Origin of the sequence: Rhizobium sp. ARZ01 (genome assembly GCF_014851675.1) — a bacterium.
Classification (GTDB): domain Bacteria; phylum Pseudomonadota; class Alphaproteobacteria; order Rhizobiales; family Rhizobiaceae; genus Mycoplana.
Genome location: NZ_JACVAE010000001.1, coordinates 1,001,203 through 1,021,343 on the forward strand (window position 1 = coordinate 1,001,203; position 20,141 = coordinate 1,021,343).

At 59.4% G+C, this 20,141-nt stretch carries 13 protein-coding genes and 3 tRNA genes; 13 read left to right on the forward strand and 3 right to left on the reverse strand.

The genetic code is table 11. The features are described 5' to 3' along the window. The first annotated feature begins 10 nt into the window (after window positions 1-10). Together IB238_RS04740 and IB238_RS04745 are read left to right on the forward strand one after the other, a co-directional pair. A tRNA-Tyr gene (locus IB238_RS04740) sits at window positions 11-95 on the forward strand. A 24-nt stretch (window positions 96-119) separates the two neighbouring features. Beyond that, a tRNA-Gly gene (locus tag IB238_RS04745) sits at window positions 120-193 on the forward strand. A 294-nt stretch (window positions 194-487) separates the two neighbouring features. Here IB238_RS04745 and IB238_RS04750 read toward each other — a convergent pair. Next, window positions 488-832 carry a hypothetical protein gene (locus IB238_RS04750; protein ID WP_192244028.1) on the reverse strand — a complete coding sequence of 115 codons (345 nt, stop codon included), beginning with the start codon at window positions 830-832 and terminating at the stop codon, window positions 488-490. A gap of 484 nt (window positions 833-1,316) precedes the next feature. Here IB238_RS04750 and IB238_RS04755 point away from each other — a divergent pair, with 484 nt between their 5' ends. Beyond that, the gene (locus IB238_RS04755) at window positions 1,317-2,153 is read left to right on the forward strand and encodes a reverse transcriptase domain-containing protein (RefSeq protein ID WP_192244030.1); all 837 of its coding nucleotides are present in this window, start codon (window positions 1,317-1,319) and stop codon (window positions 2,151-2,153) included. Between the two features lie 352 nt (window positions 2,154-2,505). Here IB238_RS04755 and IB238_RS04760 read toward each other — a convergent pair whose 3' ends face one another. Next, a complete protein-coding gene (locus tag IB238_RS04760; RefSeq protein ID WP_246723476.1) occupies window positions 2,506-3,831 on the reverse strand; it encodes a polysaccharide pyruvyl transferase family protein in 1,326 nt (441 codons plus the stop codon). Between the two features lie 399 nt (window positions 3,832-4,230). Further along, window positions 4,231-5,163 carry a hypothetical protein gene (locus IB238_RS04765; protein WP_192244032.1) on the reverse strand — a complete coding sequence of 311 codons (933 nt, stop codon included), beginning with the start codon at window positions 5,161-5,163 and terminating at the stop codon, window positions 4,231-4,233. A 385-nt stretch (window positions 5,164-5,548) separates the two neighbouring features. Between IB238_RS04765 and tuf the strand changes: the two genes are divergently transcribed. The 10 genes from tuf to rpoC all read left to right on the forward strand — a co-directional run bounded on the left by tuf (window position 5,549) and on the right by rpoC (window position 20,065). Continuing rightward, window positions 5,549-6,724: an elongation factor Tu gene (gene tuf, locus IB238_RS04770; RefSeq protein WP_192244034.1), complete on the forward strand. Its 1,176-nt coding sequence runs from the start codon at window positions 5,549-5,551 to the stop codon at window positions 6,722-6,724. An 897-nt stretch (window positions 6,725-7,621) separates the two neighbouring features. Further along, window positions 7,622-7,697 (forward strand) — tRNA-Trp (locus IB238_RS04775). A 187-nt stretch (window positions 7,698-7,884) separates the two neighbouring features. After that, complete coding sequence (gene secE / locus IB238_RS04780) at window positions 7,885-8,085, forward strand: preprotein translocase subunit SecE (RefSeq protein ID WP_192244036.1); 201 nt, start codon at window positions 7,885-7,887, stop codon at window positions 8,083-8,085. A gap of 16 nt (window positions 8,086-8,101) precedes the next feature. Further along, on the forward strand, window positions 8,102-8,632 hold the full coding sequence (gene nusG, locus IB238_RS04785; protein ID WP_108001303.1) for a transcription termination/antitermination protein NusG: 531 nt from the start codon (window positions 8,102-8,104) through the stop codon (window positions 8,630-8,632). 209 nt (window positions 8,633-8,841) lie between these two features. Beyond that, a complete protein-coding gene (gene rplK, locus IB238_RS04790) occupies window positions 8,842-9,270 on the forward strand; it encodes a 50S ribosomal protein L11 (protein ID WP_192244038.1) in 429 nt (142 codons plus the stop codon). A 4-nt stretch (window positions 9,271-9,274) separates the two neighbouring features. Continuing rightward, the gene (gene rplA, locus IB238_RS04795; protein ID WP_192244040.1) at window positions 9,275-9,970 is read left to right on the forward strand and encodes a 50S ribosomal protein L1; all 696 of its coding nucleotides are present in this window, start codon (window positions 9,275-9,277) and stop codon (window positions 9,968-9,970) included. A 342-nt stretch (window positions 9,971-10,312) separates the two neighbouring features. After that, on the forward strand, window positions 10,313-10,831 hold the full coding sequence (gene rplJ / locus IB238_RS04800; protein ID WP_192244042.1) for a 50S ribosomal protein L10: 519 nt from the start codon (window positions 10,313-10,315) through the stop codon (window positions 10,829-10,831). Between the two features lie 60 nt (window positions 10,832-10,891). After that, on the forward strand, window positions 10,892-11,269 hold the full coding sequence (gene rplL, locus IB238_RS04805; RefSeq protein ID WP_192244044.1) for a 50S ribosomal protein L7/L12: 378 nt from the start codon (window positions 10,892-10,894) through the stop codon (window positions 11,267-11,269). A 259-nt stretch (window positions 11,270-11,528) separates the two neighbouring features. Continuing rightward, on the forward strand, window positions 11,529-15,668 hold the full coding sequence (rpoB, locus tag IB238_RS04810; protein WP_192244046.1) for a DNA-directed RNA polymerase subunit beta: 4,140 nt from the start codon (window positions 11,529-11,531) through the stop codon (window positions 15,666-15,668). A 182-nt stretch (window positions 15,669-15,850) separates the two neighbouring features. Continuing rightward, the gene (gene rpoC / locus IB238_RS04815; RefSeq protein WP_192244048.1) at window positions 15,851-20,065 is read left to right on the forward strand and encodes a DNA-directed RNA polymerase subunit beta'; all 4,215 of its coding nucleotides are present in this window, start codon (window positions 15,851-15,853) and stop codon (window positions 20,063-20,065) included. The last annotated feature ends 76 nt before the right edge of the window (window positions 20,066-20,141 follow it).

The following is a 20,141-nucleotide window of genomic DNA, read 5'->3' on the forward strand; positions in this document are numbered from 1 at the left end:
ACAGAAAAATGGAGGGATGCCCGAGTGGTTAAAGGGGACGGACTGTAAATCCGTTGGCTACGCCTACGCTGGTTCAAATCCAGCTCCCTCCACCATTCTGTTGGTATGGATCGAACGCCGCGGGTATAGCTCAATGGTAGAGCAGCAGCCTTCCAAGCTGAATACGCGGGTTCGATTCCCGCTACCCGCTCCAACATTTCACCCAAAAAGCGCTAACAATTCAGACGCTTAGATCGAATTGATTCGGTGATCAAGTGGCCGCCAAATCTTTTTTAGGGCGCAGGTAGGGCGCTGGATTCTGATCTGGCGGCAGTTTTAGGGCGCAGACTCATCATCTGAGATTGACGCTATCCGCTCGCCAAGCATTATCATTTTCGGCACTTTTTCTTTCGGTATGCCAAGCTCATTTGCTATCTGGCTGTTGGGCCCGGCCTGCTTTAGCCGGTATGCGGCAGTTTTTCCTATTCTCTCACGCTTAGCGCGGCGCTCACTCATGATCCCACCCCCACCAGCTCGGCCGGCACCTGCACAACGTCGCCCAGCTTAGCTTCGCGGTTCTGCTCGCGACGTCGGCGCTGGCTCGCCCGCAAGGCTTCGCGATTCTCTTCGCGGTAGCGCCGCTGGCGCCCAGTTCGGCTTCGTGGTTCTCTTGGTGGTAGCTGCGACTGAACTCCTTGCCGGCTTCGCGGCAGGCAGCGCACAGACATTTGCCAGAACTAACAAACCGCAGCCAAATCCCACCTTTCTTGCAAGGCTTGCCGGTGAAGAAGTATTTCAGCCCTTGGGCTTTCGCTTCGGCGCGTGAGATGATCTTGTGCTCAAATCCTTCCATTGAATATTTCTCAAGCATAAATGAGGTATATATAATTTAATCAAATTTGAGCGGGCGCTGTCCAGCACTTTCGTCTTTGGCTAACGGAACGCTTTGTCCTGGTGTCCAAAGGAAGGCTGCCTCATTGCCATATAATAGGCAGTCAAATTTCTTTTACCGAACGTGTTGGAGGGGGGTGTATTGGGTTTGACCAACAACTACATGTTCTTTTGACTTCGGCGTAAGCTGCACTCGCGCTGGCCTTTACCTCATGTACGACTTCTGGTCTGACCATGAGACGGGCTTCGGGAATGACCATTCTCTCAGTTGACAGCTCCATCGTGAAGATGAGTTGCGGATAGCCGGGGTCTAGCAATGGAGGTGCCGCCTATGAAGAAAAATCAGAAGCGCCTTAACCTTGCTGTTGCAGTCCTGAGGATTTTGCATCTGGTAGTGAAAATTGCCAATGCCGCCTTTGATCTGTACAGCAAGGTTGTCAACTATAATGGTCCACACGTTCGAAAACTTCGAGCATTCCTACTGGAAGAACGGAAAGCCACTCTTTGCGCCCAATGAACGTGGTGCGGAGTGGGGCAAGAAGGTTAAGCGCAAAGTCGCCAAACTCCACAAGTTCGATCACTTTATCTACCATTTTAGAGACGGCTCGCACGTCAAAGCTCTCCACGCACACCGTAAGAATGCGTTCTTCTGCCGAGTGGATATTGAGCGGTTTTTTTACAACATCCAGCGGAACCGTGTGAAGCGTGTGCTCAAAGGTATCGGTATCCGCAAGGCTGAAGAGTTTGCCAAGTGGTCGACTGTAAAGAACCCATATGCCGGCGGGGGCTATGTCTTGCCATACGGCTTTATTCAATCACCCATTCTCGCTACGCTTGTTTTGGCGACTTCTGCGGTCGGTCACTACCTTCGCAGCCTGAATCCTGCGTCCGTAACAGTGTCCGTCTACATGGACGACATTTGCCTCTCGTCACAAGATGAAGCGACGCTGAGGGTAGCCTTCGACGGATTGAAGGCTGCGATGGAGGAGGCGGGTTTCGCTTTGAACGCCGACAAGACGCGAGAGCCTGCGCAGTCCATCGATATCTTCAATTGCAGTCTGAAAAGCGGCTCCTCAGAAGTGCTGCCGGAGCGGGTCGATGAATTTTATTCCGTCAAGAGGAGTGAGGCTAGCATCGGCGGTTTCGAGACTTACGTAGACATTGTGAAGTCGCATACTTGGCGCTCCACCCGGAAGCAAAAGCGGAAACGATTTGTCCGAGGTGCAGGTCAGGCAGTTGCGCCGTCTGCGTCTCCCGTTTCCACAGCTCCCCCAGGGCCATAAACAAAGCCTGCTGCACATACACCGTCAGCCGCAAAACCTGAATACTGAGTGGGTGCATCGGCGATAAGCCTGCAACCGGGTCCATTCGGCCTTGCTAAAATGACAGGAGCTGAAATTCGAACAGGAAACGATCTCACCTCCAACGCCCGGAGCGAATTTTTGGGCGCAACCAGGGCGCAAAATTCCGGGGGCGGGCGTGAATTTGCGTGAACTGACGGTAACACGGTTTTGTGCTAACCGGTTGGTATCGTGTATTTTAGTGAGTTGTGATGACTGCTAATGATCGTATAGAGTGTGACTTCCAAGCTGAATACGCGGGTTCGATTCCCGCTACCCGCTCCAGCTTTTCCGATCATCCCGTTTTCAGCACACTTGCCGGTGCCGTGCCCAGACTGTAGGCGTGCTTCAAAAAGCCTTCATAGTCATGCGGTGGGTGAGGGCGGGCTGGGCTATCGTCGTCCAGCAGGCTTCCAGCCATGCTCATGATGTCCGATTTCGGATCAACGAGTCGAATGAGCGGGGAATACTGCGCCAACCACTGATTCTTGTGGGTTCTGACGTCGAACAGCAGCGTGGGCACGCGGCACAGTGTGCTGAAGATCGCCATGTGATAGCGGCCGCCAATGTGCAGGCGGCACCGTGAAATGATGTCGGCGGCCATTTCGATGCTGGCCGTTTCGGCAAAGATACCGCCCCGTGAAATCACCTCGCGTTCAAAGGCGGCAAAATGATCGGCCGCGCGCGTGAGGACGACGGGTCGCAGGGAATGGGAATCACAGACCGCCAGCGCAGACTTGAAAATCTCGATGTCGTCTTCCGCCCTGTTTCGGGCGCCGGTCGTGATCAGGCATCCGTCGCGGTGGACGACGTCGTCAGGTGCGATCCGAAGGAAGGCAGCATCGGGCAGGAACGTTACATCGTAATGTGTCGCGGAGAACTCGTCCCGGGCCGCGACGAACCGCAGCGATTTGAACAGCCGGTGCAAATAATCATCCCGCTCGTCCCGATAGATCGGTATCGTGCCATTGAGGACCGCATAAGGTTTGCCAAGCCGTTGCGCAACCAAGACGGGCGTGAAGAACGTCGCGAGACCCTCCGGTGACGTCTCGTCGTCGAGCGAGCCTTCCGGCTGCAGAAGAATGAAATCCGATCCGGCGATGGTGTCGAGCGCGGTTTCGCCATAGGCGGCCAGTAGGCGTTCTTCCAGTTCCGTCGCCTTCGGCCGGTGGACGATGCTCGACGAGAACTCCTTGCGAAAAGCGGCAAAATCAAAGCTGGCGGAGGTTACCGCCGCATCGGGGAACGCCCGGAGTATCGATCGTTTCAATCCCTGGCTCGTCAGGCGGCAGCCAATGTTGACCCGGAAGTCGGTATCGTTGAACAACGCGACTTTGATGCGGCCTTCGGTTGTTTGGCCCCTGGACAACTCTTCGACGAAGCTCTTGTAGGTCGTCCAATATTGCGCGACGTCGCGGTCCAGCAATTGCTGGCAGAGATCCAATGCATTGCCATACATCCTCTCGTTGATGAGAGATGCGACGGCCCGCCGGACCTTTGTGTCGTTCTGAGGCCTATCCCTCACCGCCTTCAGAAGGTGGGATGCGAACTTTTCCTTGTTCGTCCTCCGGTGGGTCTTGGCCATACGCCAATGAAAGGAGGAGATGATGGCACTGATCATTGCGGCAACTGCTTTCCGTCCGGGATCTAGGAAATCTGATGTCGGCAAGCGCATGTCACGTGAATCAGTTTTCACGCATCCTCTAGATGTGCACGCAAGGGCCATAGAGGACAAGTGCAGATCAGGCACGTCGCTCGGGCAGTGGACGGTTGCGTGAGGAAATGCTGAAAAACTAAATCTCGTACAGTGAGGCGCTCACGGGATGGCGTCGAGTGCGATGCTGAGGGGAATTCTGACGAAGCGACCGCGCGGGATATGGTCGGCGGGCACCGCGCCAACTACGAAAGAAGGTGCGTGAGCAGAAGCGCGCTTGGATGGATGCGGTGGCGGGTACGGGCGGCCAACTGCGACCCGTCAAACAACCCGCCGTAAACCGTTGAGCTGGATTTCGTTGGACGCTCAGCCGAGGAAGCGTTCTTCCAGTGCCGCTGCCAATGCCTCTGTCGGTGGAAGTGCGAACCGCCTCATTTGCTCATGCAGCCAGCGCACGTGAACCATCCGGACCTCAACCGGGATCCGGTCCAGGCCCAGGCCGATCGCGGCAGCGAGCCGATGCTTGCCGGAGGTATGGCGTACCAAACGGCCGTCTTCGGCGATCGCTACCCCGATGTCGCGTTCCACCAGATCTTGCCATAGCGAGCGAGTGGAACGGTGTTGGTGGCCGGTGTCGCGATGCTGCTGGAAGTGATTGCGCGGGAGGATACCGTTCCGTTCGATGTTTTCGATCAGATCAACATAGTACTGGAAGTAGGCATCGAGCTCGGAGATCGTGTCGAGATGTCTGGCGTTACGGCGCGGCGGGCGACCTTGTTCGATCATTTTCGCATATTTCCGATACCTGCGTCCGGAACGGAAATCCCGCCGGGTCGCACAGATTTCGATGATTTCCAGATGTGCGGGCGATTTTTCCAGCGGCGACAGGATATTGCGCCAGTCGCCAGAATCAAGAAAGTGCTCGCCGATCCAGCGTCGTTGCTGGCCGTCGAAGAACTTTTCATCCAGTCGGTGGCGAAGAGTTTGCGGGTCGATCTCGAAGAAAAGGCGGGAGCCGAAATGAGCTGCAGCCTGTCGCGGCGAAACCGCGCCACCGCTTTCTCCCATAAGCCGATTCGCTGCACGATCGAATCGCTGTTGAAAGCCCAAACGAGCGCCAATGACGTGGAGCGAGAGGCGGTCAAACGCATGCTCCAGCGGTCCTGGCCGCAGCGACCGCCGGACCGGGAAAAGCCAAGTACCGAGCTTGGAGCGGTAGTCCTGGCTGTCGACGCAGTCTTTGTGACTGGCGGAGGTGGCCGGCGTGTATGGAATCATCCCGATCTCATTGCTCAACATCGAATATCTAGCTTCAGTCTTTACATGATGAGACAATCGGCTCAATCCGATTTTGTGCTCTTCCAGTGAGTGGCATGTCGTCACAGTTGACCGCACTGGAAGTGATAGTTGCTCCGGCGACGTATCCGGTTGCCGCCGAGGTTTGGTCAAGAAGTGACTAATCTAATAAGCAACGTGACACAAAACATTGAATATACCGACTAAAAGATCTTTCTCGTGGGAGGAGGGGAACGGAACGAATGGGGCGAAATTGCACAACCGCCCGTCGCGTTGGCACCCCCGCGGCTCATGTATTTAAGGCTTGCGCATTCCTTGCGAAAGCCTTAAACGGCTGCCAAACCGGAAGGGCCGGTTAAGCCCAAAGTTCGTTCACAGGAAGAATAACATGGCAAAAGGTAAGTTTGAGCGCAACAAGCCTCACGTAAACATCGGCACGATCGGCCACGTTGACCATGGCAAGACGTCGACGACGGCGGCGATCACGAAGTACTTCGGCGAGTTCAAGGCGTACGACCAGATCGACGCCGCTCCGGAAGAAAAGGCCCGCGGCATCACGATTTCGACCGCACACGTCGAGTATGAGACGCCGGCCCGTCACTACGCGCACGTCGACTGCCCCGGCCACGCCGACTACGTCAAGAACATGATCACCGGTGCGGCCCAGATGGACGGCGCGATCCTCGTCGTTTCGGCTGCCGACGGCCCGATGCCGCAGACCCGCGAGCACATCCTGCTCGCCCGTCAGGTCGGCGTTCCGGCGATCGTCGTGTTCCTCAACAAGGTCGACCAGGTCGACGACGCCGAACTGCTCGAGCTCGTCGAGATGGAAGTGCGCGAACTGCTGTCGTCCTACGAATTCCCGGGCGATGACATCCCGGTCGTCAAGGGTTCGGCGCTGGCCGCTCTGGAAGATTCTAACAAGGAAATCGGCGAAGACGCGATCCGCGCGCTGATGGCTGCCGTTGACGAGTACATCCCGACGCCGGAGCGTCCGATCGATCAGCCGTTCCTGATGCCGATCGAAGACGTGTTCTCGATCTCGGGCCGTGGTACGGTTGTGACCGGCCGCGTCGAGCGCGGTATCGTCAAGGTTGGCGAAGAAGTCGAGATCGTCGGCATCCGTCCGACCTCGAAGACGACGGTTACCGGCGTTGAAATGTTCCGCAAGCTGCTCGACCAGGGCCAGGCTGGCGACAACATCGGCGCACTGGTTCGCGGTGTGAACCGTGACGGCGTTGAGCGCGGTCAGATCCTGTGCAAGCCGGGTTCGGTCAAGCCGCACACGAAGTTCATGGCTGAAGCCTACATCCTGACGAAGGAAGAAGGCGGCCGTCATACGCCGTTCTTCACCAACTACCGTCCGCAGTTCTACTTCCGCACCACCGACGTGACGGGTATCGTCTCGCTGCCGGAAGGCACGGAAATGGTCATGCCGGGCGACAACGTCACGGTTTCCGTCGAGCTGATCGTTCCGATCGCGATGGAAGAAAAGCTGCGCTTCGCCATCCGCGAAGGCGGCCGCACCGTCGGCGCCGGCATCGTCGCCTCGATCGTCGAGTAATCGACGAGGCGACGGGGCGAAAGCTGCCGACGGCACCAAATATGGGGCAAATGGCGCGCGAGCGCGATTTGCCTGCGGTGCCGGCATCGTCGCCTCGATCGTCGAGTAATCGACGGGGCAGTAATCTGCCAGTGAAATTGAAAGGCCTCGCGGGCAACCGCGGGGCCTTTTGTTCTCCGGAAGATGCAGCCACGACACCAATCCCTTTCTTTCGCTGCGCCCGTGAGGTGAGCCCTGCGGGCCGGTGTCCTGTGATGAAGGCCGGTGGCCTTTGAGCAAATGGTGCAGGCAGGACCATTGGGATGGCACATGTATCTCGGCAGGCGAGGCGGACCTCCGTTGGTATGATGACGCCTGCGGAGTGCTGGACCCTGGTGCGCGAGTATCGGCGGCCCGCGACTGCGTCCGTGGCGGTAGTGCGCCCGCTTGGTACGATCGGCGAAAAGGTAGCTGGGATCGTTACTGCTGCGACGTGATGGCTGCCGCCGCGTAAATCCGCCGTTTGGTAGCACCGGACCTTGCGAATGCCTGCCTATGTGGATGCCGTTTCGAGCAGGCGCGGTAGGCCGGCGGGTAGGGGGGGCATCGCAGCTTTTGCGCCTGACGGACCCATGCTGCGCAACGGGGCGTTGCTCGCGGACGCCGTCGGCTGCACATTCATGTCACGTCGCGCGGTGCCCGCGGGTGATTCAGCGGGTGATTCAGTTGACTGTTTTGCAGCGTATGGGTTCGTACGGAGCGCGCGCCAGGCTGGGTATGCAACGAAGCGCAAATCGAACTCACGCGAGCCAGTCGGCTGGATTTGGAAAAGTCGAAAAACGCACTTGCCAATCGTTTCTGCCCGTCTTAAAGGGGGGCACACGTTTCCGGCGGCACTAATGCGGTCTGGAAGTGTGAAGGGGTATAGCTCAGTTGGTAGAGCGGCGGTCTCCAAAACCGCAGGTCGGGGGTTCGAGCCCCTCTGCCCCTGCCATTCGCACGTCAGCGCAGTCCGTCTGCAGCGGTGATGGAAAGGCAAACCGGGCGGTGTCGTCCAATTTCGGGTAAAGCGTGATTGCCTCTTGTGAAAAGAAGAATCGCGCTTTATGTAGGGCAAAACAGACACGCGGTGCGTGGGGCTGAGGTTTCGGCTTTACGCGCCGTAATGGCGTGGGCATTCAATGGCATCCAAAACGAATCCGATAGCGTTTCTGCAGCAGGTCCGCTCCGAAGCGTCAAAAGTGACTTGGCCGACGCGGCGCGAGACGATGATCTCGACCGTAATGGTGCTCATTATGGTCTTCTTTGCCGCACTGTTTTTCTTTGCTGCAGACCAGCTGATGGGTTGGCTGATCGGCCTTATCCTCAACGTCGGCGCGTGATTGGGTGGAGATGAGCATGGCTTCGCGTTGGTATATCGTTCACGCCTATTCGAATTTCGAGAAGAAGGTCGCCGAATCGATCGAGGAGAAGGCTCGCCAGAAGGGGCTTGAGCATCTCTTTGAGAAGATTTTGGTGCCGACCGAGAAGGTTGTTGAAGTGCGTCGTGGCCGCAAGGTCGACGCTGAGCGCAAGTTCTTCCCGGGCTATGTGCTCGTGCGCGCCAACCTGACGGATGAGGCCTATCATCTCATCAAGAACACGCCGAAAGTGACCGGCTTCCTTGGTTCCGACAACAAGCCCGTTCCGATTCCGGATCATGAGGCTGAGCGGATTCTCGGGCAGGTGCAGGAAGGCGTCGATCGGCCGAAGCCTTCGATTTCTTTCGAGATCGGCGAGCAGGTTCGCGTTTCCGACGGTCCGTTCGCGTCCTTCAATGGCATTGTCCAGGACGTGGATGAAGAGCGTTCGCGCCTCAAGGTCGAGGTGTCGATCTTCGGTCGCGCTACGCCGGTCGAGTTGGAATACGGCCAGGTCGAGAAGATCTGATCAAAGGCGCCGCCCGGGCTTGGCTCTGTGGCGGCGCGGCAAGTTCCGGCGCTCTTGTGGCGCCGGTGCGGGTAACCCCGCAACTCGCGTGGAAGGATGGGCGCCTGAAGCCGGGTGCCATGTTCCGCACCACGCAACCGCAGCCGCTGCCCCTTTTGGGGTGGCATGAATGACCGGGCAACCGGTCGCGTACAGAAAGGCAGAGAGAAATGGCTAAGAAAGTTGCAGGCCAGCTCAAGCTGCAGGTTTCGGCAGGATCGGCAAACCCGTCCCCGCCGATCGGCCCTGCGCTTGGTCAGCGTGGCATTAACATCATGGAATTCTGCAAGGCGTTCAATGCCGCCACGCAGGAAATGGAAAAAGGTATGCCGATCCCGGTCGTCATCACCTATTACCAGGACAAGTCCTTCACCTTCGTCATGAAGCAGCCGCCGGTAACCTACTTCCTCAAGAAGGAAGCTGGTCTGAAGTCGGGTTCCAAGACCCCGGGCAAGGCAAAGGCAGGCACCATCACTGAGGCTCAGGTCCGCAAGATCGCCGAAGCCAAGATGAAGGACCTGAATGCTGCCGACGTAGAAGGCGCAATGGCGATGGTCGCGGGCTCGGCTCGCTCCATGGGCCTGGAAGTGGTGGGCTGAGACCATGGCGAAGATTGCAAAGCGTATCCAGAAGATCCGTGAAGGGATCGATCCGACCAAGCTCGTCGCACTCGGCGATGCCATCGCTCTGGTCAAGGAGCGGGCGGTGGCGAAATTCGACGAAACCGTCGAAATCGCCATGAACCTCGGCGTTGACCCGCGTCACGCAGACCAGATGGTCCGCGGCGTCGTTAACCTGCCGAACGGCACGGGCCGCTCGGTTCGCGTTGCCGTGTTTGCACGTGGCGCCAAGGCCGACGAGGCCAAGGCTGCTGGTGCGGACATCGTTGGTGCGGAAGACCTGCTGGAGATCGTCCAGGGCGGCAAGATTGACTTCGATCGCTGCATCGCGACCCCGGACATGATGCCGCTCGTCGGCCGTCTCGGTAAGGTCCTCGGCCCGCGTGGCATGATGCCGAACCCGAAGGTCGGCACGGTGACGATGGACGTCGCCGGCGCTGTCAAGGCGTCCAAGGGCGGCGCTGTCGAGTTCCGCGTCGAGAAGGCCGGTATCATTCACGCCGGTATCGGCAAGGCTTCCTTCGACGCCAAGGCGCTCGAAGAAAACATCAAGGCCTTCGCTGATGCCGTCATCAAGGCGAAGCCGGCTGGCGCGAAGGGTAACTACGTCAAGCGCGTAGCGATCTCCTCGACCATGGGCCCGGGCGTCAAGATCGACCCGTCGACCGTAACGGCCTAATGATTTTCGCCGGACCTCGGTCTGGCGACACCAAGAATTCCCGGTCATGTCTGGCCGGGAATTTCCGGGGCAACCCGGAACTCCTGTCCGAGATTGCAGGTGGTTATCCCTTAATCACTTTGCCTGCATGAGACGGGTAAGACCTGGATTTTACCCCGCAGAGATGCGCGGAAAGAATTCGGTTCGAACCTACCTTGCCTTGTGCCCCGGCCGATATGGTCGAGCGCGAGGGGACAGGATCCTCGAGCGTCGCTCGGGATTTTCGAAAGAAGATCCCTGGCGGCAAAGGCAAACCCGATGGGGTCTGCGGAAGTCCGTAGCCCCGTCAACTGGAGATAGGCAGTGGAAAGAGCGGAAAAACGCGAATTCGTCACGGAGCTGAACGAAGTCTTCAAGGCTTCCGGTTCGGTTGTCGTGGCCCGCTATGCCGGTATCACCGTTGCGCAGATGAACGATCTTCGTACGAAGATGCGTGCTGCGGGCGGAACCGTCAAAGTCGCGAAGAACCGCCTGGCCAAGATTGCCCTTCAGGGTACGGAGTCGGAAGGGATGTCTGATCTCTTCCAGGGTCAGACGCTCATTGCATACGCAAATGATCCGATGATCGCTCCGAAGGTTGCCATGGAATTCGCCAAGACCAACGACAAGCTCGTTGTTCTCGGTGGTGCCATGGGTGCGACCACGCTCGACGCCGATGCAGTCAAGTCGCTTGCGACCCTGCCGTCGTTGGACGAGCTGCGTGCGAAGCTGCTGGGCCTGCTGAATGCCCCGGCAACGCGCGTCGCCACGGTCGTTGCAGCACCGGCAAGCCAGCTTGCTCGCGTGTTCGCAGCCTACGCCAAGAAGGACGAAGCCGCGTAAGGCGGTTTTTCGCTGTAAATCAAACAACCCAGTTCGAACCGAACAAAAGGAACTACCAAAATGGCTGATCTCGCAAAGATCGTTGAAGACCTCTCCTCGCTGACCGTCCTGGAAGCTGCTGAGCTTTCCAAGATGCTCGAAGAAAAGTGGGGCGTTTCGGCTGCTGCTCCCGTAGCTGTTGCTGCCGTTGGCGGTGGCGCTGCTCCGGCTGCTGCTGAAGAAGAAAAGACTGAGTTCGACGTTATCCTCGTCGACGCCGGCGCCAACAAGATCAACGTCATCAAGGAAGTCCGCGCCATCACCGGCCTGGGCCTCAAGGAAGCCAAGGACCTCGTCGAAGGCGCTCCGAAGCCGGTCAAGGAAGCTGTTTCCAAGGCCGAAGCTGCTGACCTCAAGAAGAAGCTTGAGGAAGCCGGCGCCAAGGTCGACGTCAAGTAATATTGATACTGCGATGGGAGAGGGCCTTCAGGTCCTCTCCTGTCAAAGTTTCTCTTGAACTGATTACCCAAAAGCCGGTGAAACGGCTTTTGGGTAATGGGTTCTTCAAGAGGATGGTTCTGAACCGAAGCGAAAGGCAATCCGGCCGGCGTCTTCGGGAGGCAGAACGAGATTGAGAATACCCATTGATTGACGGGATCGACTGGCCAGCGAACCCCGTCCGTTGCAGGCCCGGATGCACAAATTTGAAGGAGCGACGATGGCTCAGACCCTTTCGTTTAACGGTCGTAGGCGCGTACGCAAGTTTTTTGGTAAAATCCCCGAAGTAGCAGAGATGCCGAACCTCATCGAGGTTCAGAAGGCATCGTATGACCAGTTCCTGATGGTCGAGGAGCCCGCGGGCGGTCGCCCGGACGAGGGTCTCCAGACAGTTTTCAAGTCGGTCTTCCCGATCACCGACTTTTCCGGCGCTTCGATGCTGGAATTCGTTTCCTACGAGTTCGAGCCGCCGAAGTTCGACGTGGAGGAGTGCCGCCAGCGCGACTTGACCTATGCAGCGCCCCTGAAGGTGACGTTGCGTCTGATCGTGTTCGATATCGACGAGGATACCGGCGCGAAGTCGATCAAGGACATCAAGGAACAGAACGTCTACATGGGCGACATGCCGCTCATGACGGACAACGGTACCTTCATCGTCAACGGCACCGAGCGCGTCATCGTCTCGCAGATGCACCGTTCGCCGGGCGTCTTCTTCGACCACGACAAGGGCAAGAGCCACTCTTCCGGCAAGCTTCTGTTTGCTGCCCGCGTGATTCCTTACCGCGGCTCCTGGCTCGACATCGAGTTCGACGCCAAGGACATCGTGCACGCCCGTATCGACCGTCGCCGCAAGATCCCGGTGACATCGCTGCTGATGGCGCTCGGCATGGACGGCGAGGAAATCCTGTCGACCTTCTACACGAAGTCGCTCTATCAGCGCGACGGCGAAGGCTGGCGCGTGCCGTTCCATCCGGAAGCGCTGAAGGGGCAGAAGGCCGTCGTTGACATGATCGACGCCGATACCGGCGAAGTCGTGGTCGAGGCCGGCAAGAAGCTGACCCCGCGGCTGCTGAAGCAGCTGACGGAGAAGGGCCTCAAGGCGCTCAAGGCGACCGACGACGACCTGTACGGCAATTACCTGGCCGAAGACGTCGTCAACTACGGCACGGGTGAAATCTACCTGGAAGCCGGCGACGAGATCGACGAGAAGACTTTGCCGGTCATCCTGGCTGCGGGCTTCGACGAGATTCCTGTCCTCGACATCGACCACATCAACGTGGGTGCCTATATCCGCAACACGCTCAACGTCGACAAGAACGAAAACCGTCAGGACGCTCTATTCGACATCTACCGCGTCATGCGTCCGGGCGAACCGCCGACGATGGACTCGGCTGAGGCCATGTTCCAGTCGCTGTTCTTTGACGCCGAGCGCTACGACCTTTCGGCCGTTGGCCGCGTCAAGATGAACATGCGTCTCGACCTCGACGTCGCAGACACCGTTCGCGTCCTGCGCATGGAAGACATCCTGGCCGTTGTGAAGATGCTCGTCGACCTGCGCGACGGCAAGGGCGAGATCGACGACATCGACAACCTCGGCAACCGCCGTGTCCGTTCGGTCGGTGAGTTGATGGAGAACCAGTATCGCCTGGGTCTGCTGCGCATGGAGCGCGCCATCAAGGAGCGCATGTCGTCGATCGAGATCGATACGGTCATGCCGCAGGACCTGATCAACGCCAAGCCGGCCGCCGCCGCCGTTCGTGAATTCTTCGGCTCCTCGCAGCTGTCGCAGTTCATGGACCAGGTGAACCCGCTTTCGGAGATCACCCACAAGCGCCGTCTTTCGGCTCTTGGCCCGGGCGGTCTGACCCGCGAGCGCGCCGGCTTCGAAGTCCGCGACGTTCACCCGACCCACTACGGCCGTATCTGCCCGATCGAAACGCCTGAGGGCCCGAACATCGGTCTGATCAACTCGCTTGCCACCTTTGCCCGCGTCAACAAGTACGGCTTCATCGAGAGCCCGTACCGCAAGATCGTCGACGGCAAGGTGACGACCGACGTCGTCTATCTGTCGGCGATGGAAGAGGCGAAGTACCACGTCGCTCAGGCGAACTCGGTGCTGAACGCCGATGGCGAGTTCGAGGAAGAGTTCGTCGTTTGCCGTCACGCCGGCGAAGTCATGCTGTCGCCGCGCGACCAGATCAACCTGATGGACGTTTCGCCGAAGCAGCTCGTTTCGGTCGCGGCCGCGCTCATTCCGTTCCTTGAGAACGACGACGCGAACCGCGCGCTCATGGGCTCGAACATGCAGCGTCAGGCCGTTCCGCTCCTGCGGGCGGAAGCGCCGTTCGTCGGCACCGGCATGGAGCCGGTCGTCGCTCGTGACTCCGGCGCGGCTATCGCGGCACGCCGCGGCGGTGTAGTCGACCAGGTCGATGCGACCCGTATCGTTATCCGGGCGACCGAAGATCTCGATCCGGGCAAGTCCGGCGTCGACATCTACCGTCTGCAGAAGTTCCAGCGTTCGAACCAGAACACCTGCGTCAACCAGCGTCCGCTGGTCACCGTCGGTGACGTTCTGAACAAGGGTGACATCATCGCTGACGGTCCGTCGACTGACCTCGGCGATCTGGCGCTCGGCCGCAACGCGCTCGTCGCGTTCATGCCCTGGAACGGCTACAACTATGAAGACTCGATCCTGCTTTCCGAGCGCATCGTGTCCGACGACGTCTTCACCTCCATCCACATCGAGGAATTCGAAGTGATGGCGCGTGACACCAAGCTTGGTCCGGAAGAAATCACGCGCGACATTCCGAACGTTTCGGAAGAGGCGCTGAAGAACCTTGATGAAGCTGGTATCGTCTACATCGGCGCCGAAGTTCAGCCGGGCGATATCCTCGTCGGCAAGATCACGCCGAAGGGCGAAAGCCCGATGACGCCGGAAGAGAAGCTTCTGCGCGCCATCTTCGGTGAGAAGGCTTCCGACGTCCGCGATACCTCCATGCGCATGCCGCCGGGCACCTTCGGTACCGTCGTCGAAGTTCGCGTCTTCAACCGCCACGGCGTGGAGAAGGACGAGCGCGCGATGGCGATCGAGCGCGAGGAAATCGAGCGTCTTGCCAAGGACCGCGATGACGAGCAGGCAATCCTGGACCGCAACGTCTATGGTCGTCTGATCGACATGCTGCGTGGTCACGTGGCTGTTGCCGGTCCTAAGGGCTTCAAGAAGGGCACCGAGCTCTCCAACGCCGTCATCTCCGAATATCCCCGCTCGCAGTGGTGGATGTTCGCTGTCGAGGACGAAAAGGCACAGGGCGAGATCGAAGCGCTTCGTGGCCAGTACGACGAGTCCAAGTCGCGCCTTGAACAGCGCTTCATGGACAAGGTCGAGAAGGTCCAGCGCGGTGACGAAATGCCTCCGGGCGTGATGAAGATGGTCAAGGTCTTCGTTGCCGTGAAGCGCAAGATCCAGCCGGGTGACAAGATGGCCGGCCGTCACGGCAACAAGGGTGTCGTATCGCGCATCGTTCCGGTCGAGGACATGCCGTTCCTCGAAGACGGCACGCATGTCGACATCGTGCTGAACCCGTTGGGCGTGCCTTCGCGCATGAACGTCGGCCAGATCCTGGAGACGCACCTCGGTTGGGCTTGCGCCGGCATGGGCAAGCAGATCGGCGAGATGCTGGACGCCTACAAGGCAGGCGCCGACATCAAGCCGTTGCGCGACACGATCGACAGCGTCATCGGATCCGGTCCCAAGGGTGAGCCGATCAAGCAGTACGACGATGAATCGATCGTCAAGCTGGCCGAACAGACCCGCCGCGGCGTTTCCATCGCGACCCCGGTCTTCGACGGCGCCGTCGAGAAGGACGTCAACGAGATGCTCGAGCAGGCCGGCCTCAAGGTGTCCGGTCAATCGACGCTCTACGACGGCCGTACCGGCGACCAGTTCGACCGCCAGGTCACCGTCGGCTACATCTACATGCTCAAGCTGAACCACCTCGTGGACGACAAGATCCACGCCCGTTCGATCGGCCCGTACTCGCTCGTGACCCAGCAGCCGCTCGGTGGCAAGGCGCAGTTCGGCGGTCAGCGCTTCGGGGAAATGGAGGTCTGGGCACTGGAAGCTTACGGCGCCGCCTACACCCTGCAGGAAATGCTGACGGTGAAGTCGGACGACGTGGCAGGCCGCACCAAGGTCTACGAGGCGATCGTTCGTGGCGACGACACCTTCGAGGCCGGCATTCCCGAGAGCTTCAACGTTCTCGTCAAGGAAATGCGCTCGCTGGGTCTGTCGGTCGAGCTGGAGAATTCGAAGGTCGAGTCGACCGGCGAAGCCCAGCTTCCGGACGCTGCCGAATAAGCTTCAACAGTGCGCGTTGCCAGACAGCGCGCACTGTTCCCTGGTCCGCCGCCAGCGGCGGGCAGGGGGCTTGGCCGCTTCTTCGGAAGCGGCACTATCCGTTTCAAGCGGCATTGCGGCACCCGGGTATCGCCGCATTCGCCCGCTAAGCTGAGGGCCTCAGGCCCACAAAGGAGACAGGCATGAACCAAGAGGTCATGAATCTTTTCAATCCGCAGGTGCCTGCACAGACCTTCGATTCCATCCGGATTTCGATCGCGTCGCCGGAGAAGATTCTTTCCTGGTCTTATGGCGAGATCAAGAAGCCGGAGACGATCAACTACCGTACGTTCAAGCCGGAACGTGACGGTCTCTTCTGCGCGCGCATCTTCGGGCCGATCAAGGACTACGAGTGCCTGTGCGGCAAGTACAAGCGCATGAAGTACAAGGGCATCATCTGCGAAAAGTGCGGCGTCGAAGTCACGCTGTCGCGCGTTCGCCGCGAGCGCATGGGCCATATCGAGCTCGCAGCGCCTGTTGCCCACATCTGGTTCCTGAAGTCGCTGCCCTCGCGCATCGCGACGCTGCTCGACATGACGCTGAAGGATGTCGAGCGTGTTCTCTACTTCGAGAACTACATCGTCACCGAGCCGGGCCTGACGGCGCTGAAGGAAAACCAGCTTCTTTCCGAAGAAGAGTACATGATCGCCGTCGATGAATATGGTGAAGACCAGTTCACGGCCATGATCGGCGCCGAGGCGATCTACGAGATGCTCGCTTCGATGAACCTCGAAAAGATTGCTGGCGATCTGCGCAGTGAGCTTGCCAGCACCACCTCGGATCTCAAGCAGAAGAAGCTGATGAAGCGCTTGAAGATCGTCGAGAACTTCATGGAGTCCGGCAACCGTCCGGAATGGATGATCATGAAGGTCGTTCCGGTGATCCCGCCGGATCTGCGTCCGCTGGTTCCGCTGGACGGCGGTCGCTTCGCGACCTCTGACCTCAACGACCTGTACCGCCGCGTCATCAACCGTAACAACCGTCTGAAGCGGCTGATCGAACTGCGCGCCCCGGGTATCATCATCCGCAACGAAAAGCGCATGCTGCAGGAATCTGTCGATGCGCTGTTCGACAACGGCCGTCGCGGCCGCGTCATCACGGGTGCCAACAAGCGTCCGCTGAAGTCGCTCTCCGACATGCTGAAGGGCAAGCAGGGCCGCTTCCGCCAGAACCTGCTCGGCAAGCGCGTCGACTATTCCGGCCGTTCGGTCATCGTGACCGGTCCGGAACTGAAGCTGCACCAGTGCGGTCTGCCGAAGAAGATGGCGCTTGAGCTATTCAAGCCGTTCATCTACGCCCGCCTCGACGCGAAGGGTTTCTCCTCGACCGTCAAGCAGGCCAAGAAGCTTGTCGAAAAGGAAAAGCCGGAAGTCTGGGATATCCTCGACGAGGTCATCCGCGAGCATCCGGTTCTCTTGAACCGCGCACCGACGCTGCACCGCCTGGGCATCCAGGCCTTCGAACCGATCCTAGTCGAAGGCAAGGCGATCCAGCTGCATCCGCTTGTCTGCACTGCCTTCAACGCCGACTTCGACGGTGACCAGATGGCCGTTCACGTGCCGCTGTCGCTCGAAGCCCAGCTCGAAGCCCGCGTGCTGATGATGTCGACGAACAACATCCTGCATCCGGCAAACGGTGCACCGATCATCGTGCCGTCGCAGGACATGGTTCTCGGCCTGTACTACCTGTCGATCATGAACCAGAACGAACCGGGCGAAGGCATGGCCTTCTCCGATCTCGGCGAACTGCAGCACGCGCTTGAAACCAAGTCCGTGACGCTGCACGCCAAGATCAAGGGGCGCTACAAGACCGTCGACGCCGAGGGCAACCCGGTTTCGAAGATCTATGAAACGACCCCGGGTCGTCTGTTGATCGGTGAACTGCTGCCGAAGAACGTCAACGTTCCCTTCGACATCTGCAACCAGGAAATGACGAAGAAGAACATCTCCAAGATGATCGACACGGTCTACCGTCACTGCGGCCAGAAGGACACGGTCATCTTCTGCGACCGGATCATGCAGCTCGGCTTCGCCCATGCCTGCCGCGCCGGCATTTCGTTCGGCAAGGACGACATGGTGATCCCGGACACCAAGGCCAAGATCGTCGGCGACACCGAAGCACTCGTGAAGGAATACGAGCAGCAGTACAACGACGGCCTGATCACCCAGGGCGAGAAGTACAACAAGGTCGTCGACGCCTGGGGCAAGGCAACCGAAAAGGTCGCGGACGATATGATGGCCCGCATCAAGGCCGTTGAATTCGACGCCGAGACCGGTCGCCAGAAGCCGATGAATGCGATCTACATGATGTCCCACTCCGGTGCGCGTGGTTCTCCGAACCAGATGCGTCAGCTGGGCGGCATGCGCGGCCTCATGGCCAAGCCGTCGGGCGAGATTATCGAGACGCCGATCATCTCGAACTTCAAGGAAGGCCTGACCGTGAACGAGTACTTCAACTCGACGCACGGTGCCCGTAAGGGTCTGGCAGATACCGCCTTGAAGACGGCGAATTCGGGTTACCTGACCCGTCGTCTGGTCGACGTGGCGCAGGATTGCATCGTCAATTCCGTCGATTGCGGCACCGACAAGGGCCTGACTATGACGGCCATCGTCGACGCCGGTCAGGTCGTGGCTTCGATCGGCACTCGCGTTCTCGGCCGTACCGCACTTGACGACATCGATCACCCAGTCACGGGTGCGCGCATCGTCGATGCGGGCAAGATGATCCTCGAGGCCGACGTCGTCGAGATCGAGAAGGCTGGTATCCAGTCGATCCGCATCCGCTCGGCGCTGACTTGCGAAATCCAGACCGGCGTCTGCGGCGTCTGCTACGGTCGCGACCTTGCACGTGGCACACCCGTCAACATGGGCGAAGCCGTTGGTGTCATCGCGGCACAGTCGATCGGTGAACCGGGCACCCAGCTCACCATGCGTACCTTCCACCTTGGCGGCACGGCGACCGTGGTCGACCAGTCGTTCCTGGAAGCATCGTATGAAGGCACGGTGCAGATGAAGAACCGCAACATGCTGCGCAACTCCGACGGTAACCTCGTCGCGATGGGCCGTAACATGGCGGTCACCATCCTCGACGAGCGTGGCGTTGAGCGTTCCTCGCAGCGCGTTGCTTACGGTTCGAAGATCTTCGTTGACGACGGCGACAAGGTGAAGCGCGGCCAGCGTCTCGCCGAGTGGGACCCCTACACCCGTCCGATGATGACGGAAGTGGAAGGCACTGTGCACTTCGAGGACGTGGTGGACGGTATTTCCGTTCTGGAAGCAACCGACGAGTCCACCGGCATCACCAAGCGCCAGGTCATCGACTGGCGTTCGACGCCGCGTGGCACGGACCTGAAGCCTGCGATCGTTATCAAGGACAAGAACGGCGCTGTCGCCAAGCTTGCCCGCGGTGGCGAAGCCCGCTTCATGCTGTCGGTCGATGCGATCCTCTCCGTCGAGCCCGGCCAGAAGGTCTCCCAGGGTGACGTGCTTGCCCGTTCGCCGCTGGAAAGCGCCAAGACCAAGGACATCACTGGTGGTCTGCCGCGCGTTGCCGAACTGTTCGAAGCCCGCCGTCCGAAGGATCACGCCGTTATCGCCGAGATCGACGGTACGGTTCGCTTCGGCCGCGACTACAAGAACAAGCGACGCATCACCATCGAGCCCGCGGAAGACGGCGTCGAGCCGGTCGAGTACCTGATCCCGAAGGGCAAGCCCTTCCATCTTCAGGATGGCGACTACATCGAAAAGGGTGACTACATCCTCGACGGCAACCCGGCGCCGCACGACATCCTGGCGATCAAGGGCGTGGAAGCACTCGCTTCCTACCTCGTGAACGAAATCCAGGAGGTCTACCGGTTGCAGGGCGTTGTGATCAACGACAAGCACATCGAGGTGATCGTTCGCCAGATGCTGCAGAAGGTCGAGATCACCGATGCCGGCGACAGCACCTACATCGTTGGCGACAATGTCGACCGGATCGAACTGGAAGATGTCAACGACCGCCTGATCGAGGAAGGCAAGAAGCCCGCCTTCGGCGATCCGGTGCTGCTCGGCATCACCAAGGCGTCGCTGCAGACCCCGTCCTTCATCTCCGCCGCATCCTTCCAGGAAACGACGAAGGTGCTGACGGAAGCCGCGATCGCCGGCAAGATGGATGGCCTGCAGGGTCTGAAGGAGAACGTCATCGTCGGCCGTCTCATCCCGGCCGGTACGGGCGGAACCATGACCCAGATCCGCCGCATCGCTACCGCGCGCGACGAGATGATCCTCGACGAGCGCCGTAAGTCGACCGGGGCTGCTATTGCGACTCCGATGCTTGCCGACATGGCGGAAGGCGAGAGCGTTCCGGCTGCTGAGTAAGGTTGCGGAAGGGCGTGAGCCCATCTGTCGCGCCGGAAGAATTGACAAGTGCAAAACGCCCGGAGAAATCCGGGCG